The 26990-nt window shown below is 58.6% G+C and carries 24 protein-coding genes; 15 read left to right on the forward strand and 9 right to left on the reverse strand.

Going from position 1 to position 26990, the window contains the following annotated elements:
* Together V7Q49_RS23175 and ypfH are read left to right on the forward strand one after the other, a co-directional pair.
* Positions 1–672, forward strand: a 672-nt coding sequence (locus V7Q49_RS23175; RefSeq protein WP_333855626.1) for a GNAT family N-acetyltransferase, incomplete at its 5' end; no start/stop codon positions are given.
* A gap of 72 nt (positions 673–744) precedes the next feature.
* Positions 745–1440, forward strand: coding sequence for an esterase (gene ypfH / locus V7Q49_RS23180; protein WP_333855629.1), 696 nt, complete (start codon positions 745–747; stop codon positions 1438–1440).
* Between the two features lie 38 nt (positions 1441–1478).
* Here ypfH and V7Q49_RS23185 read toward each other — a convergent pair whose 3' ends face one another.
* From V7Q49_RS23185 to V7Q49_RS23195, 3 genes are read right to left on the reverse strand one after another with little or no spacing between them, the layout of a single operon-like run.
* A complete protein-coding gene (locus V7Q49_RS23185; RefSeq protein WP_333855631.1) occupies positions 1479–1676 on the reverse strand; it encodes a YpfN family protein in 198 nt (65 codons plus the stop codon).
* 26 nt (positions 1677–1702) lie between these two features.
* Positions 1703–2830, reverse strand: coding sequence for a succinyl-diaminopimelate desuccinylase (gene dapE, locus V7Q49_RS23190; protein WP_142486658.1), 1128 nt, complete (start codon positions 2828–2830; stop codon positions 1703–1705).
* Between the two features lie 3 nt (positions 2831–2833).
* Positions 2834–3190 (reverse strand): ArsC family reductase, encoded by a 357-nt coding sequence (locus V7Q49_RS23195; RefSeq protein WP_333855635.1) that lies wholly within the window; start codon positions 3188–3190, stop codon positions 2834–2836.
* A 388-nt stretch (positions 3191–3578) separates the two neighbouring features.
* On the opposite strand from V7Q49_RS23195, the gene ypfM reads away from it, so the two are divergent.
* Positions 3579–3638, forward strand: a complete 60-nt coding sequence (gene ypfM / locus V7Q49_RS23200; protein ID WP_015572204.1) for a protein YpfM — start codon at positions 3579–3581, stop codon at positions 3636–3638.
* 107 nt (positions 3639–3745) lie between these two features.
* On the opposite strand, the gene acrD is transcribed toward ypfM, so the two are convergent.
* On the reverse strand, positions 3746–6859 hold the full coding sequence (acrD, locus tag V7Q49_RS23205; protein ID WP_333855637.1) for a multidrug efflux RND transporter permease AcrD: 3114 nt from the start codon (positions 6857–6859) through the stop codon (positions 3746–3748).
* Between the two features lie 200 nt (positions 6860–7059).
* Positions 7060–8754, reverse strand: coding sequence for a nitrate/nitrite two-component system sensor histidine kinase NarQ (narQ, locus tag V7Q49_RS23210; RefSeq protein ID WP_333855638.1), 1695 nt, complete (start codon positions 8752–8754; stop codon positions 7060–7062).
* Positions 8755–8972: 218 nt separating this feature from the next.
* On the opposite strand from narQ, the gene aegA reads away from it, so the two are divergent.
* The 3 genes from aegA (at position 8973) to V7Q49_RS23225 (ending at position 12734) form a co-directional block, all read left to right on the forward strand.
* Entirely contained in the window at positions 8973–10922 is a 1950-nt protein-coding gene (aegA, locus tag V7Q49_RS23215; RefSeq protein ID WP_333855640.1) for a formate-dependent uric acid utilization protein AegA, read from the forward strand.
* A 67-nt stretch (positions 10923–10989) separates the two neighbouring features.
* Positions 10990–11565, forward strand: a complete 576-nt coding sequence (nudK, locus tag V7Q49_RS23220; RefSeq protein WP_333855690.1) for a GDP-mannose pyrophosphatase NudK — start codon at positions 10990–10992, stop codon at positions 11563–11565.
* Between the two features lie 125 nt (positions 11566–11690).
* Entirely contained in the window at positions 11691–12734 is a 1044-nt protein-coding gene (locus V7Q49_RS23225; RefSeq protein WP_333855642.1) for a DUF1176 domain-containing protein, read from the forward strand.
* Positions 12735–12917: 183 nt separating this feature from the next.
* Here the strand turns inward: V7Q49_RS23225 and tkt are convergent, their stop codons facing one another.
* Both tkt and tal read right to left on the reverse strand, forming a co-directional pair.
* A complete protein-coding gene (gene tkt, locus V7Q49_RS23230) occupies positions 12918–14906 on the reverse strand; it encodes a transketolase (RefSeq protein ID WP_333855644.1) in 1989 nt (662 codons plus the stop codon).
* 19 nt (positions 14907–14925) lie between these two features.
* Entirely contained in the window at positions 14926–15876 is a 951-nt protein-coding gene (tal, locus tag V7Q49_RS23235) for a transaldolase (protein ID WP_333855646.1), read from the reverse strand.
* A 290-nt stretch (positions 15877–16166) separates the two neighbouring features.
* On the opposite strand from tal, the gene maeB reads away from it, so the two are divergent.
* Complete coding sequence (gene maeB / locus V7Q49_RS23240; protein ID WP_333855649.1) at positions 16167–18446, forward strand: NADP-dependent oxaloacetate-decarboxylating malate dehydrogenase; 2280 nt, start codon at positions 16167–16169, stop codon at positions 18444–18446.
* 78 nt (positions 18447–18524) lie between these two features.
* On the opposite strand, the gene hemF is transcribed toward maeB, so the two are convergent.
* Both hemF and amiA read right to left on the reverse strand, forming a co-directional pair.
* Positions 18525–19424 carry an oxygen-dependent coproporphyrinogen oxidase gene (hemF, locus tag V7Q49_RS23245; RefSeq protein WP_333855651.1) on the reverse strand — a complete coding sequence of 300 codons (900 nt, stop codon included), beginning with the start codon at positions 19422–19424 and terminating at the stop codon, positions 18525–18527.
* Positions 19424–20299 (reverse strand): N-acetylmuramoyl-L-alanine amidase AmiA, encoded by an 876-nt coding sequence (gene amiA, locus V7Q49_RS23250; protein ID WP_333855653.1) that lies wholly within the window; start codon positions 20297–20299, stop codon positions 19424–19426. Before amiA ends, hemF begins: the two co-directional genes overlap by 1 nt.
* Before the next feature lie 212 nt (positions 20300–20511).
* On the opposite strand from amiA, the gene V7Q49_RS23255 reads away from it, so the two are divergent.
* The 8 genes from V7Q49_RS23255 (at position 20512) to cysA (ending at position 26972) form a co-directional block, all read left to right on the forward strand.
* The gene (locus V7Q49_RS23255; protein WP_142486647.1) at positions 20512–20937 is read left to right on the forward strand and encodes a GNAT family acetyltransferase; all 426 of its coding nucleotides are present in this window, start codon (positions 20512–20514) and stop codon (positions 20935–20937) included.
* A complete protein-coding gene (locus tag V7Q49_RS23260; protein WP_333855655.1) occupies positions 20924–21373 on the forward strand; it encodes a DUF2919 domain-containing protein in 450 nt (149 codons plus the stop codon). Before V7Q49_RS23255 ends, V7Q49_RS23260 begins: the two co-directional genes overlap by 14 nt.
* A gap of 62 nt (positions 21374–21435) precedes the next feature.
* Positions 21436–22011, forward strand: coding sequence for an RpoE-regulated lipoprotein (locus V7Q49_RS23265; protein WP_333855657.1), 576 nt, complete (start codon positions 21436–21438; stop codon positions 22009–22011).
* A 94-nt stretch (positions 22012–22105) separates the two neighbouring features.
* The gene (locus tag V7Q49_RS23270; protein ID WP_333855659.1) at positions 22106–23005 is read left to right on the forward strand and encodes a Dyp-type peroxidase; all 900 of its coding nucleotides are present in this window, start codon (positions 22106–22108) and stop codon (positions 23003–23005) included.
* A 161-nt stretch (positions 23006–23166) separates the two neighbouring features.
* Positions 23167–24180 carry a sulfate ABC transporter substrate-binding protein gene (locus V7Q49_RS23275; protein ID WP_333855660.1) on the forward strand — a complete coding sequence of 338 codons (1014 nt, stop codon included), beginning with the start codon at positions 23167–23169 and terminating at the stop codon, positions 24178–24180.
* Entirely contained in the window at positions 24180–25013 is an 834-nt protein-coding gene (gene cysT / locus V7Q49_RS23280; RefSeq protein WP_333855662.1) for a sulfate/thiosulfate ABC transporter permease CysT, read from the forward strand. Before V7Q49_RS23275 ends, cysT begins: the two co-directional genes overlap by 1 nt.
* Positions 25013–25888 (forward strand): sulfate/thiosulfate ABC transporter permease CysW, encoded by an 876-nt coding sequence (gene cysW / locus V7Q49_RS23285; protein WP_333855664.1) that lies wholly within the window; start codon positions 25013–25015, stop codon positions 25886–25888. Before cysT ends, cysW begins: the two co-directional genes overlap by 1 nt.
* Positions 25878–26972: a sulfate/thiosulfate ABC transporter ATP-binding protein CysA gene (cysA, locus tag V7Q49_RS23290; protein WP_333855665.1), complete on the forward strand. Its 1095-nt coding sequence runs from the start codon at positions 25878–25880 to the stop codon at positions 26970–26972. Before cysW ends, cysA begins: the two co-directional genes overlap by 11 nt.
* Positions 26973–26990: the final 18 nt, after the last annotated feature.

The following is a 26990-nucleotide window of genomic DNA, read 5'->3' on the forward strand; positions in this document are numbered from 1 at the left end:
CCGCTGGCTGCCACCCTTACCGCCCGGCGGGGGCCGCGCGTTGCCGTCCATCCCGCCCGCCAGCGCGAAGGCATTGGTCGGGCGCTGGTGGCCAGTGCCCGCCAGCAGGTCAACATCGACTATCTTTCCGTCAGCTTCGGCTACACCAACGAACTCTGGCGTTTCTGGCAGCGCTGTGGCTTTGTGCTGGTGCGCATGGGCAGCCACCGCGAGGCCAGCAGCGGCTGCTACACGGCGATGGCGGTGCTGCCGATCAGCGCGGCGGGGCAGGCGCTGTGCCAGCGGGAGCATCAGCGGCTCTGCCGCGATGCATCGGTGATTGAACGCTGGAACGGTGAAAAGATCCCGGTAGCGGCCACAGGTGAGGCTACCCTTAATGATGATGACTGGCTGGATCTGGCCGGTTTTGCCTTTGCCCACCGCCCCTTAACAGCGGCGCTTGCCAGCCTGACGCGACTGCTGCAGGCGACGGATCTGCCCCTGGCAGGGCTGCGGGGCAAAGTCGAGCAGGGGCTGGACGATAATGCCCTGAGCCGTGCCCTGGGTCTCAGCGGACGTAAAGCTTTGCTGAGTCATCTGCGTGCAGAGGCGGGCCAGGCGCTGGCACAGCTGGACAACGAAGGTTGTCAAAGTCTGAAGAACACCGTTTTGCAATGGCAATTTTTTCAATGACTTCATCAGTAAACTGGCATGTTCATTCTGCCTGTCAGGCGTAGAATCCGTTTATCAATCAAGGAGACTGCCATGAAACATGACCATTTTGTTGTCCAGAGCCCCGCTCAACCGGCTAAACAGCTGCTACTGCTGTTTCATGGCGTCGGCGATAACCCGGTCAATATGGGGCAGATTGGCAGCTGGTTTGCGCCACTGTTTCCCGATGCCCTGGTGGTGAGCGTGGGCGGCGTTGAGCCGTGCGGTCCAAATGGCCGCCAGTGGTTCTCGGTGCAGGACGTGACCGAAGAGAATCGTCAGGAGCGGGTGGATGCGATCATGCCGACCTTTGTCGATACGGTGCGTTACTGGCAGCAGCAAAGCGGCGTCGGCGCAAATGCCACCGCGCTGATCGGTTTTTCTCAGGGGGCGATCATGGCGCTGGAGAGCGTGAAGGCCGAGCCGGGCTTAGCCTCACGGGTGATTGCCTTCAACGGTCGCTATGCGACCCTGCCCGAGCGGGCGACGACCGAGACCACTATCCACCTGATCCACGGCGGGGAAGACCATGTGATTGAGCTGTCCCATGCGGTTGCCGGTCAGGAAGCCCTGATCCGCGCGGGCGGTGATGTGACGCTGGATATTGTCGACGATCTGGGACATGCCATTGACGATCGCAGCGTTCAGTTCGCGCTGGACCACCTGCGTTTTACCGTGCCGAAGCACTACTTCGATGAAGCGCTCAGCGGCGGCAAGCCGAATGATGAGGGTATTGTTGAGTTCTTCTGAGGAATAACCCTCTCCCCGACGGGGAGAGGGTCAAATCATTATTTCTTCTGGTCTTTCTTCGGCCAGTCGTCTTCATCGTCCCACTTGTCGTTAAAGTCACGATGCGGAGGGAGTTCAGGTTTGTTGGCGAGGAATTTCTTGTGGTCAACGCGCTTGAGATCCTTGATCACGTTCAGCACTACGCCTACCAGAAACACCAGTACCAGGATCCACCAATATTTAGCCAGCCAGTCCATTCGCTTATCCTTCTTTGGGGCAACCGTCAGGCGACGAGCTGCTCCATGATACGTTGATACATACGGGCCAGCAGTTGCAAATCAGCTGCATTCACGCATTCATTAATTTTATGAATCGTGGCATTCACCGGCCCAAGTTCGACCACCTGCGCACCCATACGGGCGATAAAGCGTCCGTCGGATGTGCCGCCCGTGGTCAGCAGTTGCGGTTTAATTTCATTATAGTGCGCGATAGCGTTAACCACCGCATCTACCAGCTTACCGCGTCCGGTCAGAAACGGCTGGCCGGAAATCCACCAGTCAACGCTGTAGCGCAGCTGGTGTTTCTCCAGCAGTGCCGCGACGCGGGCTTTGATCATCTCGTCGGTCAGTTCGGTGCTGAAGCGGAAGTTAAACTGCACAAACAGATCGCCGGGAATCACGTTGTTGCTGCCGGTACCGGCCTGGATATTGGCAATCTGCATGCTGGTTGGCGGGAAATAATCGTTGCCCTTGTCCCACTCGATCCCGACCAGCTCGTTGAGCATCGGCGCGGCGCGGTGTACCGGGTTATCGGCCAGATGCGGATAGGCCACGTGACCCTGAACGCCGTGAATGGTCAGGTTACAGGTCATGGAGCCGCGACGGCCATTTTTAACCACGTCACCCACCACCTCGGTGCTGGACGGCTCGCCCACCAGGCAGTAATCCAGGCGTTCGTTACGCGCCATCAGCGTTTCTACTACCTTCACGGTGCCGTTTTTGGCGCTGGCCTCTTCGTCGGAGGTGATTAAAAACGCCAGGCGGCCTTTATGGTTCGGGTATTGCGCCACGAAACGTTCGGCGGCAACTACCATCGCCGCCAGCGAGCCTTTCATGTCCGCCGCGCCGCGACCAAACAGCATGCCGTCGCGAATGGTCGGTTCGAAAGGCGGATTGATCCAGCGGTCAGCGTCACCGGCTGGCACGACATCGGTATGTCCGGCAAACGCCAGCGTTTCGCCCTGACCGCGCCAGGCCCAGAAATTTTGCGTATCGCCAAAATCCATAGGTTCGACGGTAAAACCAATCGCCCGCAGGCGTTCGATCATCAGCGCCTGACAACCCGCATCGTCCGGGCTCAGGGAGGGGCGGCGAATAAGCTGCTGAGTCAGCTCAATGACCGGGCATGACATAGACTACACCTCAATAAAATAGGTTTGGTATTGCTTTTCGTTGAAACCCAGCAGCATAGGCTTACCGGGCGCCCAGAGCAATGGGCGTTTGATGATTGCTGGCATTTCAACCATTAAGGCGGCGGCGCTGTCGGCATTGTTGATGCTGGCGCGCAGGGGTTCATCCAGTTTGCGCCAGGTGGTGCCACGGGTGTTCAGCAGGGCTTCCCAACCCAGCTCGGCGATGAATTTCTGCATTAAATCAGCATCAAGTCCGTCGGCGCGATAGTCGTGAAAACGGTAATCGACGTTGTTTGCCTCCAGCCAGCGGCGCGCTTTTTTAATGGTGTCGCAATTTTTGATGCCGTACAGGACGATCATGGTGAATCCTTTTGTCTTAACCGGGCGCGATTGCTCAGTATTTTCGATGTTTAAGCGATTGCGAAAATATAACACATTTGTTTTATTACTTAATTTTATATTGAGGTCTGGCATAAAGAATGTACAGGCGATGAATATTTTTTCATCTTTTCCGCATAGAAGTCCAGGTACTAAAAAGTCGTGTAAGAACAGTCGCTAATTAAATTTTCCATCCTTTATCAGGGTTATTTCAAAATATTGCAGTTGGTCACATAAAATTTATCGGACCCGGCCCATATTAAGTACAAGCCAGTCGTACCAACGGGGGTAGAGCATTATCACTGATTAAAAAATCTTCACAATGATGATATATTCTCGTAGAATGGCCATAATAATAAGAGAGGTAGTTATGATTGAACGTGAACTGGGGAACTGGAAAGATTTTATCGAAGGCATGCTTCGTAAATGACATTCAGGAAGAAATGCAAGAGCACTTAATTAGCGAAATAACAATAATGTGAAAATAAACACATAAAAAAGGCGGCCGGTAAGGACGCCTTTTTCATTTTCAATATCTTATTTCTGTCGTTCCTTTAACGGGAAGCGTCGGCGGACCAGCACAAAGAACAGCGGCACAAAGAAAATGGCGAGCACGGTCGCGGAGATCATCCCGCCCATGACCCCGGTTCCCACCGCATGCTGGCTGCTCGATCCCGCGCCAGAGCTGGTCGCCATCGGCAGCACGCCGAAGACAAACGCCAGCGAGGTCATCAGGATCGGACGCAGGCGCTGACGGCAGGCATGCAGGGTAGCGGCCATCAGCTCATGGCCTTTCTCATTCATCTCGTTAGCAAACTCGACAATCAGAATGGCGTTCTTCGCGGACAGGCCAATGACCGTTAACAGTCCGACCTGGAAGTAGACGTCATTCTCCAGTCCGCGCATCCAGGTGGCGAGCAGGGCGCCGATCACCCCCAGCGGCACCACCAGCATTACCGAGAATGGCACTGACCAGCTCTCATACAGGGCGGCCAGACAGAGGAACACCACCAGCAGCGATAGCGCATACAGCGCAGGCGCCTGGGCACCGGAGAGGCGCTCCTGATAGGACATCGCGGTCCACTCGAGGCCAAACCCGGCAGGCAGCTGCTGCACCAGATTTTCCATCACATCCATCGCCGTACCGGTACTGACGCCCGGCGCGGCCTCCCCGACAATCTCTACCGCGGAATAGCCGTTGTAGCGTTCCATACGCGGAGAGCCGGTCTCCCAGCGCGAGGTGGCGAAGGCCGAGAAAGGCACCATGCCGCCATCTTTATTGCGCACGTACCAAAGGTTGATATCGTCCGGCAGCATGCGGTATTTAGCCGCCGCCTGCACGTAGACCTTTTTCACGCGGCCCCGATCCATAAAGTCGTTCACATAGCTCGAGCCCCATGCGGTTTGCAGGGTATCGTTGATATCGTCGATGGAGACGCCGAGCGCCTGCGCCTTACGCTGGTCGATATCAATTTGCAGCTGCGGGCTATCATCCAGGCCGTTGTGGCGCACGCGGGTGAGGGAAGGGTCCTCTCCGGCCAGCTCCAGCAGCCGGTCACGTGCAGCCATCAGGGCATCATGTCCGGCCCCGGCGTGATCCTGCAGCTCCATATCAAAGCCCGCGGAGCTGCCGAGCCCGCTGATCGCCGGTGGGCTGCTGGCAAACACCCGCGCCTCTTTAATGTGGCTGAAAGCTTTGGTGGCTCGCTCGATAATGGCGAACGAGCTGCCGGTTTTGGCGTCGCGCTCGTCCCAGTCTTTCAGGCGCACAAACATACGCGCCACGTTCTGCCCGTTACCGCCGGGACCCGAGCCCACGGTGGCAAACACCGACAGGACGGTATCTTTCTCTTTAGTGAAGAAGTACTGCTCGACCTGCTGAACCACCTTCAGGGTCTGCTGCTGGGTAGAGCCGCTGGGTAACTGCACCGAGGTGATAAACATGCCCCGGTCTTCCAGCGGCAGGAACGAGGTCGGCAGGCGCAGGAACAGGAACACCATGCCGCCCAGCAACAGGAGATAGATCAGCATCCAGCGCAGGCTGCGGTGCAGGATCCGCCCGACGCCCGCCTCATAGCGCGCGGCGTTACGGTCAAACATGCGGTTGAACCAGCCAAAGAACCCTTTCTGGCCGTGCTGTCCACCCTTATGCAGCGGTTTAAGCAGGGTGGCGCACAGCGCCGGGGTAAGGATCATCGCCACCAGCACCGACAGCACCATCGCCGCAACGATAGTGATCGAGAACTGGCGATAGATTGCGCCGGTAGTACCGCCAAAGAAGGCCATCGGCACAAACACCGCCGACAGCACCATGGCGATACCCACCAGCGCCCCCTGGATCTGCTTCATTGATTTTCGCGTCGCTTCGCGCGGGGAGAGCCCCTCTTCGCTCATGATACGTTCGACGTTCTCTACCACCACGATGGCGTCATCCACCAGCAGGCCTATTGCCAGCACCATCGCAAACATGGTGAGGGTGTTGATGCTATAGCCAAAGGCGTACAGCACCGTGAAGGTGCCCATCAGCACCACCGGCACGGCGATGGTCGGGATCAGCGTGGCGCGGAAATTTTGCAGGAACAGGTACATCACCAGGAATACCAGGGCGATGGCTTCCAGCAGGGTTTTCACCACATCCTCAATCGAGGCCTTCACGAAGGAGGTGGTTTCGTAGGCGACTTTATACTCCAGCCCGTGCGGGAAGAACTGCGACAGCTCGTCGAGGCGTTTGATGACCTGTTCAGCCGTGGCCATCTCGTTGGCACCGGAGGCCAGCTTGACCCCTAGCCCGGAGGCCTGCTTGCCGTTAAAGCGGCTCAGATAATCGTACTTCTCGGCACCCATCTCGACGGTGGCGACATCACCCAGCTTTACTTCTGATCCATCCTGATTCACGCGCAGAGTGATATCGCGGAACTGCTGCGGGGTCTGTAACAGCGACTGGGAGTTGATGGTGGCGTTCAGCGCCTGCTTATCAATGGACGGCGTCCCTCCCAGCTGGCCGACCGCAATCTGCGCGTTTTGTGATTCGATGGCGTCAGTGACGTCTTTCGCCGTCATCTGGAAGCTGTTCAGCTTCGCCGGGTCGAGCCAGATGCGCATCGAGTATTGCGAACCGTAGGCGTCGATATCCCCTACGCCGTTGATGCGGCTGAGCGGATCCTGAATATTACTGGCGACATAGTCAGCGATATCCTGCTTATCCATCGAGCCGTCGTTGGAGACAAAAGCGATGGTCAGAATGTTGGTATCGCCGGTTTTACGCACCGTCACGCCCTGATTCTGCACCGCCTGCGGCAGCTTACGCATCGCTGACTGCAGCTGGTTCTGCACCTGCTGCACCGCTTCATCCGGGTCAACGCCCGCGGTAAAGCTCAGCGTGACCGTCGCCTGGCCGGTGGCGCTACTCTGGGAGGACATGTACATCAGGTTGTCGAGGCCGGTCATGTTCTGCTCGATCACCTGGGTAACGGTGTTCTCCAGGGTTTGGGCGGACGCCCCCGGATAGTTCGCCGTGATCCGCACGTTAGGCGGGGCCAGATCCGGGTACTGCTCAACAGGAAGGGAAAAAATGGCCAGCGTGCCGGTGAGACACAACAGAATTGCCAGCACCCAGGCAAAAATGGGGCGATCGATGAAAAAATTCGCCATTAAAATAAGACCTCGTTTTGCTGCGCGTCGTCATTGTACATTGCCCGCATAACTCTAGCCGCAAGGCGGATGTCAAACGTGGAGAAATAAAGGAGATAATGTAAATTATCATGCGCTTTATTCGCGTCGTTGCCCTTTATGAAGCGATGAGTATTGCCCATCCGCAGGGCTGACTGATGACATTCCCCCTGATTTTACCCTTATTTACCCTCGGTAGCCGCTGACGAGCGGAAACAGACGCTGACCTGCGTCCCTCCGCCGGGCGGCTGTGAGAAGTGCAGGGTACCCCCCAGCCGGTCGGCGCGCTCGCGCATGATGTTAAGACCGTAGTGACCCGGCGGCTCGCTGGCGTCGCCAATCCCGATGCCGTCGTCACGAATGCTCACCCTGTGGCTGCCGTCCGGGGCGGTCACGCAGCTGACCCGAATATCGCTGGCCTGAGCGTGCTTGATGGCGTTCAGCACCGCCTCGCGCACAATCTGCAGCAGGTGGACCTGCATCTGGGCGTCCAGCGCCAGGGAGGAGAGCTGACAGTCGAGGCTCAGCGTTGCCCCGGTCTGCTTCTGCAGATCGTCCAGCGTCTCCTGTAGTGCGGCGGGGAGGTTGGCCTGGTTCAGCGTCAGGCGGAAGGTGGTGAGCAGCTCGCGCAGCTGGCGGTAAGCGGCATTCAGCGCCCGGGAGAAATCGGTGATGATTTCCTGAGCCGCCGCGTTCTCCTCCGGCACCGCTCGTTTAAGCAGCGTCAGCTGAATGCGCAGATACGACAGCACCTGCGCCAGCGAGTCGTGCAGTTCCCGGGCGATGGTGGCGCGCTCCTCCATCAGCAGCAGCTGGTGGTAGTGCTTCTGCGCCTGGTTGGAGAAGAGGCCGCGCCCGAGCATGGTGGCCACGCTTTTCATCAGCGGGATCGGCACGGCGCGCTGCTCGCTTTGCCAGCGCAGCTCACCGAACCGGGTCTCGAGCATAATGACCGGCAGCACCTGCGTCTCAAGGTGTTCGACGGGCTCACCCTCCTGCATTTTCCAGCCGTCGCTGGTATGCAGCGCCAGCCAGGCGATCCCGGTATATTCGCGCACGGTTTGCAGGATATGACGGAAGCAGTGGCTGTCGATCTTGCTGGTGTTCATCTCCTGCGAGCAGGTAAACAGCATCTCCAGCTGCTGGTGGGCCTCGTGCAGATGGTGCGTCTTCTCTTCAACCGAAATTTCCAGCGAGCGATACAGGGTGTGCAGCTCGGCCGCCATATGGTTAAAGGTGCGGGAAAGCAGGCCAAGCTCGTTCGGCAGATCGGTATCCGGCACCGGGGTATCAAACCGACCCTGCTCAATGTGCAGACTGGAGGCGACCAGATGAGTGAGCGGGGCGACGACCTGCCGGCGGATCCGGCGCAGCGTGCTCAGTGCCAGCAGGATGATGCCGATCCCCCCGGCAAAGGAGATGGCAAACACCAGCCGGATCTTATTTTCGGCGTAGTGCTGCAGGGAGAGAACAAAGGCGTCGATACGCGCCACATACTCATCCATATGGTTCTGATACCAGACGAAATCACCCTGATCGAGCTTCTCATTGACCCCCTGCCACGCCAGCTGTAGCAGGTGATAACGCTGTTGAACCTCATCCGGCACGTACCAGCTTTTCAGGGTGCGCAGCGCGGGAGCATTCAGCGTTTGCTGCCAGGCCTGCCGATGGGGCAGCAGATCGGCGCTGCCCCGCTGCATATCGTAACCCAGGCGATAGCTCTGCATCCGCAATGACCCCGCCAGGTTGATCGCTTCGGCGTCGCGCTGGCTGCTGGCAAGGGTAAAGAGCGCGATGGCGCTCGTCAGCAGCGACAGGGCAATGATGGCGAAAAAGGCCCGGGCAAGAGTGCGTGAAACCGGTTGTTTGACTATCACAAATCGCTTCCTGAGCTAAGACGATACAGACCTGATAAGCGTTTCCGCGGGGGGAATGAAACGTAATTTCATCAGGAATGAAATTAATTGATCTGACACAGGTTCCGGCGAAATAGTTCGCGTTCCTGGGCAATTGAACATTGCCTGAATCCATTGCGGTGGGTAAATACACTACTCATACAAAGAATAAGGTTATTCAGCCCAGCAGGGGAACCGTGATGAATCATTTTATTATGGCAAACAGCCAACAATGCATTGGATGTCGTGCCTGCGAAGTGGCATGCGTTATGGCGCATCATAATGAACAACATGCCCTCAGCGCGCGCCATTTTACCCCTCGTATCACCGTGGTGAAAGAGGGCACTAAACACAGCGCCGTGACCTGTCACCACTGTGAGAATGCCCCCTGTCTACAGAGCTGCCCGAATGGCGCCATTGGCCGCACGCGCGACAGCGTGCAGGTTAACGCGAAGAAATGTATTGGCTGTAAAGCCTGCGTCGTGGCCTGTCCGTTTGGCACCATGGATATTGTCAATACGACCGCGCAGAAGTGCGATCTCTGCCTGGATCGCCCCGAGGGCCCGGCCTGCGTGGCGAACTGCCCGGCGGATGCCCTGTCGCGGGTCACGCCCGATACCCTGAACCAGCTGGCCCGCGCGCGACAGGTACGCACGGCGCGTCATGAGGCGCAGCCGTGGCAGACCGGTGCCGCGCGCGATTGCCGTGAGATGAGCAAACGCGAGCGGATGTATGCCCTGGCCGCCCGCGGTGAGCCGGATAAACTTGCCCCCGCGGCACGGGCGGGTAATTTTGACGAAATCTACCTGCCGTTCCGCCCGGCGCAGGCACAGCGTGAGGCCGACCGCTGCCTGACCTGCGGGGAGCATTCGGTGTGCGAATGGACCTGCCCGCTGCACAACCACATCCCCCAGTGGATCGACCGGGTGAAGGCCGGGGACATCGACGCTGCGGTGGAGCTCTCCCATCAGACCAACTGCCTGCCGGAGATCACCGGACGGGTCTGCCCGCAGGACAAACTCTGCGAAGGGGCCTGCACGATACGCGATGTGGCCGGGTCGGTGACCATCGGCAATATCGAACGCTATATCTCCGACCAGGCGCTGGCCAAAGGCTGGCGGCCCGATCTGAGTCACGTCACGCCCGTCGATAAGCGGGTTGCTATTATCGGGGCCGGGCCTGCCGGGCTGGCCTGCGCCGATGCGTTAATCCGCCGCGGCGTCAGCGTCACGGTCTTCGATCGTCACCCGGAGATTGGTGGCCTGCTCACCTTCGGCATTCCGGCCTTTAAGCTGGATAAATCCCTGCTGGCCCGCCGTCGGGAGATCTTCACGGCGATGGGCATCCGCTTCGAGCTGAACTGCGAGGTGGGTAAAGATATCCCGCTGGCGCAGCTGCTCAGCGAGTACGATGCCCTGTTTGTCGGCGTAGGCACCTACCGTTCGATGAAGGCGGGTATTCCTCATGAGGATGCGCCCGGAGTCTACGATGCCCTGCCGTTCCTGGTGGGTAACACCCGGCAGCTAATGGGTCTGCCGCCGTCGGTGGAGGAGCCCTTTGTTGATACCGCCGGGCTGAACGTGGTGGTGCTCGGCGGCGGCGATACGGCAATGGACTGCGTGCGCACCGCGCTGCGTCACGGGGCAGCCAACGTCACCTGCGCCTATCGCCGGGATGAAGCCAACATGCCGGGCTCGAAAAAAGAGGTCAACAACGCCCGGGAAGAGGGGGCGGCCTTTGAATTTAACGTTCAGCCGGTAGAGCTGACCCTCGATGAGTCCGGGCGGGTTAACGGCATCCGCCTGCTGCGTACCCGGCTGGGCGAGCCGGATGCCCAGGGACGCCGCCGTCCGGTGCCCATCGAGGGCAGCGAATTTGTGATGCCTGCCGACGCGGTGATCATGGCCTTTGGCTTCAACCCGCATGCCATGCCCTGGCTACAGGCGCAGGGGGTTGAGGTGGATGACTGGGGGCGGATCGCCGCCAGCGTCGAGACGCGCTACCGCTATCAGACCAGCAATCCGCAGATTTTCGCCGGTGGCGACGCGGTGCGCGGGGCCGATCTGGTGGTCACGGCGATGGCAGAAGGTCGGCACGCCGCCCAGGGCATCGCCGACTGGCTTGGGGTCGAGGTACCCGCTGCGCATTAACCTGACGGACGACAACGCGGGCTTCTCAGCGTAGTATGACCGGCATGTCCTGCGCTATGGAGCCCGTATAAACTTGAAAATTGAACTGATAAAAGACAAGTGCCTCTCGGATAACTATTTCATTCTGCGCAACCTGACCTACGATTTGACGCGGCGTAACGGCGAAGTGGTGCGCCACAAACGTGAAGTTTACGATCGGGGTAACGGCGCCACGGTGCTGCTCTATAACCCTGAGAAGCAGAGCGTGGTGCTGATCCGCCAGTTCCGCATCGCCACCTGGGTAAACGGCAATCCCGATGGGCGACTGATTGAAACCTGCGCCGGACTGCTGGATAACGACGAACCGGAAGTCTGCATTCGCAAAGAGGCGATTGAAGAGACCGGTTTTGTAGTCGGCGATGCACGTAAGGTGTTTGAGCTGTACATGTCCCCCGGCGGGGTGACGGAAATCGTCCATTTCTTCGTGGCGGAATACAGCGACGCCCAGCGCACAGGCAAGGGCGGCGGTATAGAAGACGAAGAGATCGAGGTCCTGGAGCTGCCCTTTAGCGAGGCGCTATCGATGGTACATTCGGGTGAAATACGGGATGGCAAGACGGTGATACTCTTACAGTATTTGCGCAGCTCCGGGTTAATGGATTGATCTTATTATCCTTAATAAGATGCATTTTATATAAATCTATCCGATAAATCTGATTGAGCAACCCCGGGCTGAGCAGGAAGATACGCTCTGTTTGTCGAGTCTTTGCTTCCGGGATCCTGCTATTCATGCGTCACAGCCTTTTTCTTATCTTTATGCTCAGCGTGCTGCCCGCGGCTCTGGTTCAGGCGGCACCTGCACAGCAGTCGTTTACTGACTGGCAGGTGACCTGCAACAACCAGAACTTTTGCATTGCGCGTAATACCGGTGAGCATAACGGGCTGGTGATGACCCTCAGCCGCAGCGCCGGTGCGAAAACCGATGCGGTGCTGCGTATCGATCTCGGCGGGCTGGCCACGCCCGACCCTAAACAGCCTGCCATTGCGCCCCGCCTGCTGCTCGACGGCGAGCCGCTGCAGCTGGCTCCCCCGCACTGGCAGATAACCCCCTGGCGTCTGACCACCGATCATCCCGCGACGATTACTGCCCTGCTGACAACCCTTCAGCAGAAAAAGGCCATCACCCTTGCGGATGGCAAGCAGGTTATTTCCCTGGATGGACTGAAAGAGGCGCTGCAGTTTATTGACGCCCAGCAAAAGCGTGGTGGGAGTGAAACCGCGTGGATCAACAAAGGCGCACAGCCGCCGCTGAGTGTTCCCCCCGCGCCGGCGCTGAAAGAGGTGGCCGTGATCAACCCGACGCCTACGCCATTATCCCGCGAGGAGCGCAGCGATCTGACCGACTACGGCTCCTGGCGCATCAACAACAGCCAGTGTTCGCTCGACCCGGCGCGGCGTGAGGTGCGGGTTACCGCCTTAACCGATGACAAAGCCCTGCTGATGATCAGCTGCGAGGCCGGGGCCTATAACACCGTCGATCTGGCCTGGTTGGTATCGCGTAAAAAACCGTTTGCCTCCCATGCGGTGCGGCTGCGTCTGCCGTTTACGCCTTCCAGCGACAGCAGCGAGATGGAGCTCATGAACGCCAGCTTCGATGAGAAGAGCCGCGAGCTGACCACCCTCGCGCTGGGACGCGGCATTGCCGATTGTGGGATCCAGACGCGCTGGCGTTTTACCGGCCAGCGTTTCCGTCTGGTTCGTTACGCAGAAGAGCCGAGCTGCGATAACTGGCATGGCCCCGATTCCTGGCCGACCTTGTGGATCACAAGGTAAAAGCAATCCTCCCTCTCCCTGTGGGAGAGGGGCGGGGTGAGGGCATCAGGCCGCACAGCCGTAGATATGCCGGGTGGCGCTGCGCTTACCCGGCCTACAAAACCAAAAAACGGCAACCATTCGGTTGCCGTTTTGTTTTGACCTGGTAGGCCCGTGCAAGCGTAGCGCCGCCGGGCAAGGCACTTACAGCAAGGCCTGCGCCTTCTCCACCACGTTCTCAACCGTAAAGCCGAAGAACGGGAACAGCTTCTCGGCCGGGGCGGATTCGCCATAGCCGGTCATCCCGACAATTTTCCCTTTCAGCCCGACATACTTGTACCAGTAGTCCGCGATACCCGCTTCAACCGCCACGCGCGCCGTAACGTCTGACGGCAGCACCGACTCGCGGTATGCTTCATCCTGCGCGTCAAAGATATCCGTTGAAGGCAGAGATACCACCCGCACCGCATGACCTTCCGCGGTCAGCTTCTCCGCCGCCTTAACGGTGATCTCCATCTCCGACCCGGTGGCAATCAGAATAACATCCGGCTTGCCGCCGCTGTCTTTCAGGATGTATCCCCCGCGGGCAATATCTTTCACCTGCTCCGGGGTACGCTCGATCTGCGTCAGGTTCTGGCGGGAGAGGATCAGCGCCGTCGGGCCGTTATGGCGCTCTACTGCCAGCTTCCAGCCCACCGCCGCTTCGACCTGATCGCACGGACGCCAGGTGCTGAAGTTTGGCGTCAGACGCAGGCTGGCCAGCTGTTCCACCGCCTGGTGGGTCGGGCCATCTTCCCCCAGCCCGATGGAGTCATGGGTATAGACCATGATCTGCCGGGCCTTCATCAGCGCCGCCATACGCGCGGCGTTACGCGCATACTCCACGAACATCAGGAAGGTGGCGGTATAGGGCACAAACCCGCCGTGATGGGCGATACCGTTGGCAATAGCGGTCATGCCGAACTCACGCACCCCGTAGTGGATGTAGTTCCCGGCGATATCTTCTTTCAGTGAGGTCGAGCCCGACCAGATGGTGAGGTTGCTGGGGGCCAGATCCGCCGAGCCGCCCAGCAGCTCCGGCAGGATCGGACCAATGGCGTTGAGGGTATTCTGCGAGGCCTTACGGGTGGCGATTTTCGCCGGGTTAGCCTGCAGGTTCTCAATCAGCGTCTGCGTGGTCTCTTCCCAGTTCTCGGGCAGGCCGCCGCTCATGCGACGGCTGAACTCGGCCGCCAGCTCCGGGTGCGCTTTCTGGTAGGCGGCAAATTTGTCGTTCCAGGCCGCCTGCGCTTTCTCGCCCTCTTCGCGGGCATCCCAGGCTTTGTAGATCTCTTTCGGGATCTCAAAGGCCGGGTATTTCCAGCCCAGCTTCTGCCGGGTCAGGGCTACTTCCTCTTCACCCAGCGCCGCGCCGTGGGCCTCTTCCTTGCCGGCTTTGTTCGGGGAACCAAATCCGATGACCGTGCGACAGATAATCAGCGACGGTTTATCGGTCACGCTTTGCGCTTCCTGAATGGCCGCTTTCAGCGCCTCAGGATCGTGGCCGTCAATCTCATGCACCACGTGCCAGTGGTAGGCTTCAAAGCGTTTTGCCGTGTCGTCAGTGAACCAGCCCTCGGTCTCGCCGTCGATGGAGATACCGTTGTGATCGTAGAAACCAATCAGCTTGCCCAGCCCCAGCGTGCCCGCCAGAGAGCACACCTCGTGAGAGATCCCCTCCATCAGACAGCCATCGCCCATAAACACATAGGTATTGTGATCGACAATCTCATGCCCCGGCTGGTTAAACTGCGCCGCCAGCGTGCGCTCGGCAATCGCCAGCCCGACCGCATTCGCCAGCCCCTGACCCAGCGGGCCGGTGGTGGTCTCCACCCCAGGGGTATAACCCAGCTCCGGGTGGCCCGGGGTTTTGGAGTGCAGCTGGCGGAAGTTTTTCAGCTCCTCGAGCGGCAGGTTATAGCCGGAGAGGTGCAGCAGGCTGTAGAGCAGCATCGACGCGTGACCGTTGGAAAGAATAAAGCGGTCGCGGTCGTACCACGTGGGATCGTTGGGGTTGTGCTTCAGGAAATCATTCCACAACACTTCTGCGATATCGGCCATACCCATTGGTGCGCCTGGATGACCGGAATTGGCTTTTTGCACGGCATCCATGCTGAGGGCGCGAATGGCATTGGCTAACTCTTTACGGGACATAGTTCACTCCATGGCAAGGTTACAGTTTGGCGGCGAGCAGATCTTCGAGTTTGCGTTGGTCGACCGCGAAAAGACGGATCCCTTCTGACAGCTTATCGACCGCCATGGCGTCCTGATTATGCTCCCAGCGGAATTCGGCTTCGGTCATTGGTTTTGGTTTTGGCAACACCGTTGAGGAAGGTACCAGGCGGCGGATCACATCCTCATCTTTCTCCTGCAGCTCCTGCAGCAGGTTAGGGGAGATGGTCAGACGGTCGCAGCCGGTAAGAGCAAGGATCTGCTCGGTCTTGCGGAAGCTGGCACCCATCACGATGGTTTCGTAGCGGTGTTGTTTATAGTAATCGTAGATATTGCGAACGGATTTCACGCCGGGATCTTCTTCTACGACGTAGGGGTCCATCGGCTGGCGGGCCTGATACCAGTCGTAAATACGCCCGACGAACGGTGACACCAGGAACACCCCGGCTTCGGCGCAGGCGCGTGCCTGAGCAAAGGAGAACAGCAGCGTCAGGTTGCAGTTAATCCCCTCTTTTTCCAGCACCTCGGCGGCGCGGATCCCCTCCCAGGTGGAGGCCAGCTTGATCAGAATGCGCGATTTCTCAACATCCTGCTCCTCGTAGAGCTTCACCAGATGGCGCGCTTTGGCGATGCTTTTCTCCTGGTCAAAGGAGAGGCGAGCGTCAACTTCGGTAGAGACGCGTCCGGGAATGCTTTTCAGAATTTCGCTACCAATATTGACCGCCAGCTTATCGCTGGCCTCAGCGACCTGTTGCTCTTTGGTCTTCCCGCGTCCTTTACCGTACGCAATGGCGTCGTCAATCAGATGCGAGAAGTGCGACAGCCCGGCGGCTTTCAGCAGCAGCGACGGGTTAGTGGTCGCATCCTGTGGCTGGTAGTGGCGAATGGATTCGATATCCCCGCTGTCAGCCACGACCGTGGTGAATTGTTTGATGCCGTCTAGTTGGTTCATAAGTGATTACTCCTTGGAATTAAAAGAGTTGGTGGAGTGTGTTAGATCACACTTCTGTGAAATTCGCGATGTACTTAACAAAAAAGCATAGCAGACGGACATGGTCTTGCTTTGATGGGCAGGTAACATGATTGTTATAAATTGATAACAATTTTTGTTTTTTGATGGTGAGAGTTTGGCAGCCTTCAAAGTTTGAACGGCGGGCAGCAGCGATACTATCCGCCACCCTGGGTGAACTCAGACCATAACTACATCACCCATTTTGAACGATACGTGAAAGGAACCTTACAATGGACGAGCAGTTAAGACAGAGTGCCCTCGATTTTCATGAATTCCCCGTACCCGGCAAAATTCAGGTCTCTCCGACTAAACCCCTGGCGACCCAGCGTGACCTGGCGTTAGCCTATTCGCCGGGCGTCGCCGCGCCGTGCCTCGAAATCGAAAAAGATCCGCTGGCGGCCTACAAATACACCGCCCGCGGCAACCTGGTGGCGGTGATCTCCAACGGCACCGCGGTGCTGGGGCTGGGCAATATCGGGGCGTTGGCCGGTAAACCGGTGATGGAAGGCAAGGGCGTGCTGTTCAAGAAATTCGCCGGTATCGACGTGTTTGATATTGAAGTGGATGAGCTCGACCCGGACAAATTTATCAACGTGGTGGCCGCGCTGGAGCCGACCTTTGGCGGCATCAACCTTGAAGACATCAAAGCGCCGGAATGTTTTTACATCGAGCAGAAACTGCGCGAGCGGATGAACATTCCGGTGTTCCACGACGACCAGCACGGGACAGCAATCATCAGCACCGCCGCCATTCTGAACGGCCTGCGGGTGGTTGAGAAAAATCTTTCTGACGTGCGCATGGTGGTTTCTGGCGCAGGCGCTGCGGCCATCGCTTGTATGAACCTGCTGGTGGCGCTGGGGATGCAGAAGCACAACATCGTGGTCTGCGACTCCAAAGGCGTGATTTACAAAGGCCGCGAAGCCAATATGGCGGAGACCAAAGCCGCCTACGCCGTGGACGATGACGGCAAGCGCAGCCTGGCGGAGGTGATGGACGGCGCGGATATCTTCCTCGGCTGTTCGGGCCCGAAAGTGCTGAACGAAGAGATGGTGATGAAGATGGCGCGCGCGCCGCTGATCCTCGCTCTGGCGAACCCGGAGCCGGAAATTCTGCCGCCGCTGGCGAAAGCGGTCCGCCCGGATGCGATCATCTGTACCGGCCGTTCCGATTACCCCAACCAGGTCAACAACGTGCTCTGCTTCCCGTTCATCTTCCGCGGGGCGCTGGACGTTGGCGCGACCGCCATTAACGAAGAGATGAAGCTGGCGGCGGTGCACGCCATTGCCGAGCTGGCCCATGCGGAGCAGAGCGAAGTGGTGGCCTCGGCCTATGGCGATCAGGATCTGAGCTTCGGCCCGGACTACATCATTCCAAAACCCTTCGATCCGCGCCTGATCGTCAAAATTGCGCCAGCGGTGGCCAAAGCGGCGATGGATTCCGGCGTGGCGACCCGTCCGATTCAGGATTTCGACGCTTACGTCGATAAGCTGACCGAGTTTGTCTATAAAACCAACCTGTTCATGAAGCCGATCTTCTCCCAGGCACGCACCGACGCCAAACGCGTGGTGATGGCGGAAGGGGAAGAGGCCCGCGTTCTGCACGCCACCCAGGAGCTGGTGAGCCTGGGGCTGGCGAAGCCGATCCTGATTGGCCGTCCGAGCGTGATCGAGATGCGGATCCAGAAGCTGGGGCTGCAGATCAAGCCGGGCGTGGACTTTGAGATCGTCAACAATGAATCCGATCCGCGCTTCAAGGAGTACTGGAACGAGTACTACGCCATCATGAAACGCCGGGGGATCACCCAGGAGCAGGCCCAGCGGGCGGTGATCAGCAACACCACGGTGATCGGGGCGATCATGGTTCATCGTGGCGAAGCCGATGCGCTAATCTGCGGCACCATCGGTGACTATCACGAGCACTTCAGCGTGGTGCAGGAGATCTTCGGCTATCGCGACAACGTGCATACCGCCGGGGCGATGAACGCGCTGCTGCTGCCGAGCGGCAACACCTTTATTGCCGATACCTACGTCAACGACGATCCGACCCCGGAGCAGCTGGCGGAGATCACGGTGATGGCGGCGGAAACAGTGCGTCGCTTTGGTATCGAACCGAAGGTGGCTCTGCTGTCGCACTCCAACTTTGGCTCTTCCAAATCGGCGGCCGCCTGCAAAATGCGCCAGACCCTGGAGCTGGTGCGCGAGCGCGCGCCGGAGCTGATGATCGACGGGGAGATGCACGGCGATGCCGCGCTGGTGGAGAGCATCCGTAACGAGCGGATGCCGGACAGCCCGCTGAAAGGATCGGCGAATATACTGATTATGCCGAACGTCGAAGCGGCGCGTATCAGCTACAACCTGCTGCGCGTTTCCAGTTCGGAAGGGGTGACCGTCGGGCCGGTACTGATGGGGGTGGCGAAACCGGTGCATGTCTTAACCCCGATTGCCTCCGTGCGCCGTATCGTGAATATGGTGGCGCTGGCGGTGGTTGAGGCGCAGACGCAGCCTCTGTAGTGGGGATGTGTCGGGTGGCGCATTCGCTTACCCGACCTACGGACTTGTAGGCCGGGCAAGCGCAGCGCCGCCCGGCAATCAAATCCAGTCCCGCACCTTAATAAACTCACTCAGGGCAGCCTCGCGGCTGCCTTCTTTCGGATCAAAGTTATACTCCCAGCGCACCAGCGGCGGCATCGACATCAGAATCGACTCCGTACGCCCGCCGGTCTGCAGGCCGAACAGCGTGCCGCGGTCCCACACCAGATTGAACTCCACGTAACGCCCCCGGCGATAGAGCTGGAACTCGCGCTCGCGTACGCCGTAATCGTGGTTTTTACGCCGCTCGACAATAGGCAGATAGGCGTCGGTATAGCCGTTGCCCACCGCCTGGATAAAGCGGAAGGCGGTATCAAAATCCGGGGTGTTCAGATCGTCAAAGAACAGGCCGCCAATGCCGCGCTGCTCGTCACGGTGTTTCAGATAAAAGTACTCATCGCACCACGTCTTGTATTTCGGATAGACCTCTTCACCAAAAGGCTGGCACAGGTCGTGCGCGGTCTGGTGCCAGTGAATAGCGTCTTCCTCAAACCCATAGAACGGGGTTAAGTCGAAGCCGCCGCCAAACCACCACACCGGGTCGGCACCCGGTTTTTCAGCGATAAAAAAGCGCACGTTGGCATGGCTGGTCGGCACGTAAGGGTTATGGGGATGCACTACCAGCGAGACGCCCATGGCTTCGAAGCTGCGACCCGCCAGCTCCGGGCGGTGCGCGGTAGCCGAGGCGGGCATGGCGTCGCCGTGGACGTGAGAGAAGTTAACCCCGGCCTGCTCGAACACGCCGCCGTTACGCAGCACGCGGCTGCGCCCGCCGCCGCCGGCCTCGCGCTGCCACTCATCCTGCTGAAATTCACCGCCGTCGACGGCGCTCAGCTGCTGGCAAATCCTGTCCTGCAGCTGCAGAAGAAAAGTTTTGACCGTTTGCGCGTTAGGTTTCATCAGCGTTTCCTGGCGTGGGCTTTTTGATTATCGAACCAGTTAAAGTAACTGATGATCCCGGAGGCAATCGCGTTGGCGATTTTCTGCCGGAACGCGGTGGTTCCCAGCAGGCGCTCCTCGTTGGGGTTGGTAATAAAGGAGGTTTCTACCAGCACCGACGGAATGGACGGCGACTTCAGCACCACAAAGGCGGCCTGTTCCGTCCCTTTGCTGTGCAGCTTGTGAACCGGTTTAATCTTTTTCAGAATGTGCGACCCGAGGGTGAGGCTGTTCTTGATGGTGTCGGTTTGCACCAGGTCAAACAGCACCTGCTGGAGCAGATGATCTTTGGCGGTGGCCTTTTTACCGGCCACTTCATCGGCGCGGTTTTCGCGATCCGAGAGGTATTTTGCCATCGCGCTACTCGCGCCGCGGTTGGAGAGGGCAAACACCGAGGCACCCGCGGCGTCCGGGTTGGTAAAACCGTCGGCGTGGATCGACATAAAAAGATCGGCGCCGTGCTGGTGGGCAATCTCTACCCGGTCGTACAGCGGGATAAAGGTGTCGCCGGAGCGGGTCAGGCGGGCGTCAATGCCGTTGCTGCGTAAAATCGACCGGACGTTTTTTGCAATCGCCAGCACGACATGTTTTTCTTTAGAGCCGTTGCGGCCAATGGCGCCGGTATCAATGCCGCCATGACCCGGGTCGAGCATCACGACCCGCTTTGCGCCGCTCTTTTTCGCTTTCGGCTTGCTGTGGCCGTTGCTGGTTTTAAGCGTGCTCTCTTCTTTTGCCTGAGCCTGCTGTGCAAGGCCCGTTAACGTTAAGGCCGCCAGCCCCGCTTTGAGAACCTGACGACGCGATGTGAGTGCTTTTAATGGTTTGAATGTGCTCATGCGGCCTGAATTGTAAAAATTGGGGTCCTGGTGTTATATCGTATCGTCTTTTCCGTTACGACAGTCCGTGTGGCGAATTGTTTTACTTTTCATTTCAATACGTGACAAAGTGCCATTATGCCAAATTTCCGGACGTTTTTCGCTGGATATTGGCGAAAGAGGGCGTTCGCGTCATAATCACTGTTTTTAAACCCAAAAAGGCGGTTAATACCATGGAGATACGCGTTTTTCGCCAGGCAGACTTCGAAGAGGTGATTACCCTTTGGGAGCGCTGCGATCTACTGCGACCGTGGAACGATCCGGAGATGGACATCGAGCGCAAGCTCAACCATGACGTCAGTCTGTTTCTGGTCGCGGAAGTGAATGGCGAAGTGGTGGGCACGGTGATGGGCGGCTACGACGGGCATCGCGGCTCGGCGTACTACCTGGGCGTCCATCCGGAGTTTCGCGGGCGTGGCATTGCTAACGCGCTGCTCAATCGTCTGGAAAAGAAACTGATCGCCCGCGGCTGTCCCAAGATTCAGATCATGGTACGCGAAGATAATGACGTGGTGCTGGGCATGTACGAGCGTCTCAACTATGAACATGCCGACGTGCTGACGCTGGGCAAGCGCCTGATAGAAGATGAAGAGTATTGATTTTCACCCCGGCGACTATGACAGCCACGGCCGGGTTCGCCTGCCGTTTCTGTTCTGGTGCGTGCTGCTGCTCCAGGCGCGCACCTGGGTGTTGTTCGTGCTGGCCGGGGCCTCCCGGGATCAGGGCAATACCCTGCTGAACCTGTTTTATCCCGATCATGATAACTTCTGGCTCGGGCTGCTGCCGGGGGTCCCGGCGGTGCTGGCCTTTGTACTGAGCGGGCGGCGTCATCTCGTGCCGCGCCTGTGGCGCGCGCTGCGCTGGCTGCTGATCCTCGCCCAGCTGGTGCTGCTGGGCTGGCAACCGCTGCTGTGGCTGAACGGTGAGGCCGTGAGTGGGATCGGGATTGCGCTGCTGGTGGCCGATATCGTGGCGCTGCTGTGGCTACTGACCCATCCTCGTCTGCGCGCCTGTTTTACGCCTGAGAAAGATTAAACGGCACTTTTTAGCGATGCTGTACTCCAACAAGCGTCAAATTAACCAGAAAGGAACTCCCGATGAAATCGCTGCGTTTATTGTTATGCGCGCTTCCCGTTGTCCTGACGGGCTGTTCAACGCTCTCCGCCGTGAACTGGTCTGCGGCTTACCCCTGGAACTGGTTCGGCTCATCCACTGAAGTGACCGAGCAGGGCGTGGGCAATCTTACCGCTGCGACGGCACTGGAACAGAGCGCCATCGAATCGGCGCTGGGCGGAGATTACCGTCTGCGCAGCGGCATGAAAACGCAAAACGGCACCATCGTGCACTACTTTGAAGCGCTGAAAGATGACCAGCTGGCGCTGGTGATTAACGGGGATAAATCCACGGTCGGGCGCATTGAGGTGCTGGACCGCGAGATCGAAACCGAAAACGGGGTAAAGATCGGCACCCCGTTCAGCGACCTGTATCAGAAAGCCTACGGCAACTGCGTCAGCGTGCCGGGTGACGACAGCGTGACGGTAGAGTGTAAAGCCGACGGCAGCCAGCATATCAGCTACCAGTTCAGCGGAACCTGGAGCGGCCCGGACGGGTTAATGCCGTCTGACGACACGCTGAAAAACTGGAAAGTCAGCAAAATTATCTGGCAGCAGTAAATTGCGCCTGAACAAGCCGCCTCGCTGAAAAAGCGGGTATAATCGCCGCCAACAATGCCACGACGTCGTGGCATCTTTTTTTTCAGGAGGAGCGATGTCTCAGGTTCAGAGTGGCATTTTGCCAGAACATTGCCGCGCGGCGATTTGGATCGAAGCCAATGTCAAAGGGGACGTGGATGCCCTGCGTGCGGCCAGCAAAATTTTCATAGATAAACTGGCCACCTTCCAGGCCAAATTCCCGGATGCCCACTGCGGCGCGGTGGTGGCATTCGGTCACGACGTCTGGCGTCAGCTGAGCGGCGGGGAAGGGGCCGAAGAGCTGAAAGACTTTGTCCCTTACGGCAAAGGTCTGGCCCCGGCTACCCAGTATGACGTGCTGATCCACATTCTCTCCCTGCGCCACGATGTGAACTTCTCCATTGCCCAGGCTGCGATGGCCGCCTTTGGCGACTGCGTTGAGGTTAAAGAAGAGATCCACGGTTTCCGCTGGGTGGAAGATCGCGATCTGAGCGGCTTCGTTGACGGCACCGAAAACCCGACAGGGGACGAGGTACGTCGTGACGTGGCGGTGATCAAAGAGGGCGTGGATGCGGGCGGCAGCTACGTGTTCGTTCAGCGCTGGGAGCATAACCTCAAGCAGCTTAACCGCATGAGCGTCCAGGATCAGGAGATGATGATTGGCCGCACCAAAGAGGCCAATGAGGAGATCGATGGCGACGACCGCCCGGCAACCTCGCACCTGAGCCGTGTGGATCTGAAAGAGGACGGCAAAGGGCTGAAGATTGTGCGCCAGAGCCTGCCGTACGGCACCGCCAGCGGTACGCACGGTCTCTACTTCTGCGCCTACTGCGCGCGTCTGTATAACATCGAACAGCAGCTGCTGAGCATGTTCGGCGATACCGACGGCAAGCGTGACGCCATGCTGCGCTTCACGAAGCCGGTCACCGGCGGCTACTATTTTGCGCCGTCGGTAGAGCGTTTGCTGGCACTGTAATTCCCCTCATCCTGACCCTCTCCCCAAGGGGAGAGGGAATGAATGCCTTATTCTCTTTTCTGCTTCTAAATCACCAAACGGTATATAAAACCGTTACTCCTTTAGTACTCGTTATAAATATTATGACCATAAGATAGTCATCACATTTATAAGGGTGCGCAATGGCCGTTACTGTACTGAAAAAAGGATCGCTGGCTCTGGCAGGTTTACTGCTGGCGTCGCAGGCGCAGGCAACCGAGCTGCTGAACAGCTCTTACGACGTCTCCCGCGAGCTGTTTGCCGCCCTGAACCCGCCGTTTGAACAGCAGTGGTCGAAAGACAATAACGGCGACAAGCTGACCATCAAACAGTCTCATGCCGGTTCGTCCAAACAGGCGCTGGCGATCCTGCAGGGGCTGAAAGCGGATGTGGTGACCTACAACCAGATTACCGACGTGCAGATCCTGCACGACAAAGGCAAGCTGATCCCGGCCGACTGGCAGAGCCGCCTGCCGAACAGCAGCTCGCCGTTCTACTCCACCATGGGCTTCCTGGTGCGTAAGGGCAACCCGAAGAATATCCACGACTGGAACGACCTCGTGCGTTCTGATGTGAAGCTGATTTTCCCGAACCCGAAAACCTCCGGTAACGCCCGCTATACCTATCTGGCCGCCTGGGGCGCAGCGGACAAAGCTGACGGTGACGATAAAGCGAAAACCGAACAGTTCATGACCCAGTTCCTGAAAAACGTCGAAGTGTTTGATACCGGCGGCCGCGGCGCGACCACCACCTTCGCGGAGCGCGGCCTGGGCGATGTGCTGATCAGCTTTGAATCGGAAGTGAATAACATCCGTAAACAGTATGAAGCGCAGGGCTTCGAAGTGGTTATCCCGAAAACCAACGTGCTGGCGGAATTCCCGGTCGCCTGGGTGGATAAAAACGTCGAAGCCAACGGGACAGAGAAAGCCGCGAAAGCCTATCTCAACTATCTCTACAGCCCGCAGGCGCAGACGGTGATCACCGATTACTACTATCGCGTCAATAACCCGGACGTGATGAACAAGCTGAAAGACAAGTTCCCGCAGACCGAGCTGTTCCGCGTGGAAGACCATTTTGGCTCCTGGCCTGAGGTGATGAAAACGCACTTCGCCAGCGGTGGTGAGTTAGACAAATTGTTGGCGGCGGGGCGTAAGTAATGTTTGCAGTTTCCTCCAGACGTGTGCTGCCAGGCTTTACCTTAAGCCTCGGGACCAGCCTGTTGTACGTCTGTCTGATTTTGTTGTTACCGCTCAGTGCGCTGGTAGTTCAGCTCTCTGAGATGAGCTGGTCCCAGTACTGGGAAGTCATCAGCAACCCGCAGGTGGTAGCGGCCTATAAGGTGACGCTGCTGTCGGCGTTTGTCGCCTCCATCTTCAACGGCGTTTTCGGCCTGCTGATGGCGTGGATCTTAACCCGCTATCGCTTCCCGGGCCGCACGCTGCTGGATGCGCTGATGGATCTGCCGTTTGCGCTGCCTACCGCGGTGGCCGGTTTAACCCTGGCCTCGCTGTTCTCGGTCAACGGCTTTTACGGCGAGTGGCTGGCGAAGTTTGATATCAAAGTGACCTACACCTGGCTCGGCATTGCGGTGGCGATGGCCTTTACCAGCATCCCGTTTGTGGTGCGTACCGTGCAGCCGGTGCTGGAGGAGTTAGGTCCGGAATACGAAGAAGCGGCGGAAACCCTCGGTGCGACGCGCTGGCAGAGCTTCCGCAAAGTGGTCATGCCGGAGCTCTCTCCGGCGTTGCTGGCGGGTGTGGCGCTGTCGTTCACCCGTAGCCTCGGTGAGTTCGGCGCGGTCATCTTTATCGCCGGCAACATCGCGTGGAAAACCGAAGTGACGTCGCTGATGATTTTCATCCGTTTGCAGGAGTTTGATTACCCGGCGGCGAGCGCCATTGCCTCGGTGATCCTCGCGGCCTCGCTGCTGCTGCTGTATTCAATTAACACTCTGCAAAGTCGCTTTGGTCGACGCGTGGTAGGTCACTGATGGCGGAAATCACTCAATTGAAACGCTACGACGCGCCCCGCATTAACTGGGGAAAATGGCTGCTGATTGGCACCGGCGTGCTGGTCTCGGCCTTTATTCTGGTCGTGCCGATGGTCTACATCTTTGTCCAGGCGTTCAGCAAAGGGATTATGCCTGCGCTGCAAAACCTGGCCGACCCGGACATGCTACACGCCATCTGGCTGACGGTAATGATTGCCTTGATTACCGTGCCGGTGAACCTGGTGTTTGGCATCCTGCTGGCCTGGCTGGTGACGCGCTTTGACTTCCCGGGGCGCCAGCTGTTGCTGACCCTGCTGGATATTCCATTTGCCGTGTCGCCGGTGGTGGCCGGTCTGGTCTATCTGCTGTTCTACGGCTCCAACGGCCCGCTGGGCGGCTGGCTGGATGAACATAACGTACAGATCATGTTCGCCTGGCCGGGCATGGTGCTGGTAACGGTCTTTGTGACCTGTCCGTTTGTGGTGCGCGAGCTGGTGCCGGTGATGCTCAGCCAGGGCAGCCATGAAGACGAAGCGGCGGTACTGCTGGGCGCATCCGGCTGGCAGATGTTCCGCCGCGTGACCCTGCCGAACATCCGCTGGGCGCTACTGTATGGCGTGGTGCTGACCAACGCCCGTGCGATTGGTGAGTTTGGCGCGGTGTCGGTGGTTTCCGGCTCGATCCGCGGCGAAACCCTGTCGCTGCCGTTACAAATTGAATTGCTGGAGCAGGACTATAACACCGTCGGTTCCTTTACCGCCGCAGCCCTGCTGACGCTGATGGCTATTTTGACCCTGTTTTTAAAGAGTATGGTGCAGTGGCGTTTAGAGAATCAGGCTAAACGCCAGCATCAGGAGGGAAATCATGAGCATTGAGATTGCCAATATTAAGAAGTCCTTTGGTCGCACCCAGGTGCTGAACGATATCTCGCTGGATATCCCTTCCGGACAAATGGTGGCGCTGCTGGGGCCGTCGGGCTCCGGTAAAACCACGCTGCTGCGTATTATCGCCGGCCTCGAGCATCAGACCAGCGGGCATATCCGCTTCCACGGTACCGACGTCAGCCGCCTGCACGCGCGCGACCGTAAGGTGGGCTTCGTGTTCCAGCATTACGCCCTGTTCCGCCATATGACGGTGTTCGACAACATCGCCTTCGGCCTGACGGTGCTGCCGCGTCGTGAACGTCCAAACGCCGCCACTATCAAGGCGAAGGTGACCAAACTGCTGGAGATGGTACAGCTGGCGCACCTGGCGGACCGTTATCCGGCCCAGCTCTCCGGCGGGCAAAAACAGCGCGTGGCGCTGGCTCGCGCTCTGGCAGTTGAGCCGCAGATCCTGCTGCTGGATGAACCCTTCGGCGCGCTGGATGCCCAGGTACGTAAAGAGCTGCGTCGCTGGCTGCGCCAGCTGCACGAAGAGCTGAAATTCACCAGCGTCTTCGTCACTCACGATCAGGAAGAGGCGATGGAAGTGGCCGACCGGGTGGTAGTGATGAGCCAGGGGAATATCGAACAGGTCGATGAGCCAGAACAGCTGTGGCGCGAACCGGCGACCCGCTTTGTGCTGGAGTTTATGGGCGAAGTGAACCGCCTGCACGGCACGGTTCGCGGCGGACAGTTCCACGTCGGCGCTCATCGCTGGCCGCTGGGGTACACCCCGGGCTATCAGGGACCGGTGGATCTCTTCCTGCGTCCGTGGGAAGTGGACGTCAGCCGCCGTACCAGCCTCGACTCGCCGCTGCCGGTCCAGGTGCTGGAAGCCAGTCCGAAAGGTCACTACACCCAGCTGGTGGTACAGCCGCTGGGCTGGTATGACGAACCGCTGACGGTGGTGATGCGCGACGAGGAGCCGCCATCCCGCGGCGAACGTCTGTTTGTTGGCCTGCAACATGCGCGCATTTATCACGATAAGGATCGCATCGAGACGCGGGGAGAACTTGCTCTGGCGGAATCTGCCTGATAGGTTATTGACCATGTT

It is taken from the genome of Leclercia sp. (genome assembly GCF_036780805.1).
Lineage (GTDB): Bacteria > Pseudomonadota > Gammaproteobacteria > Enterobacterales > Enterobacteriaceae > Enterobacter.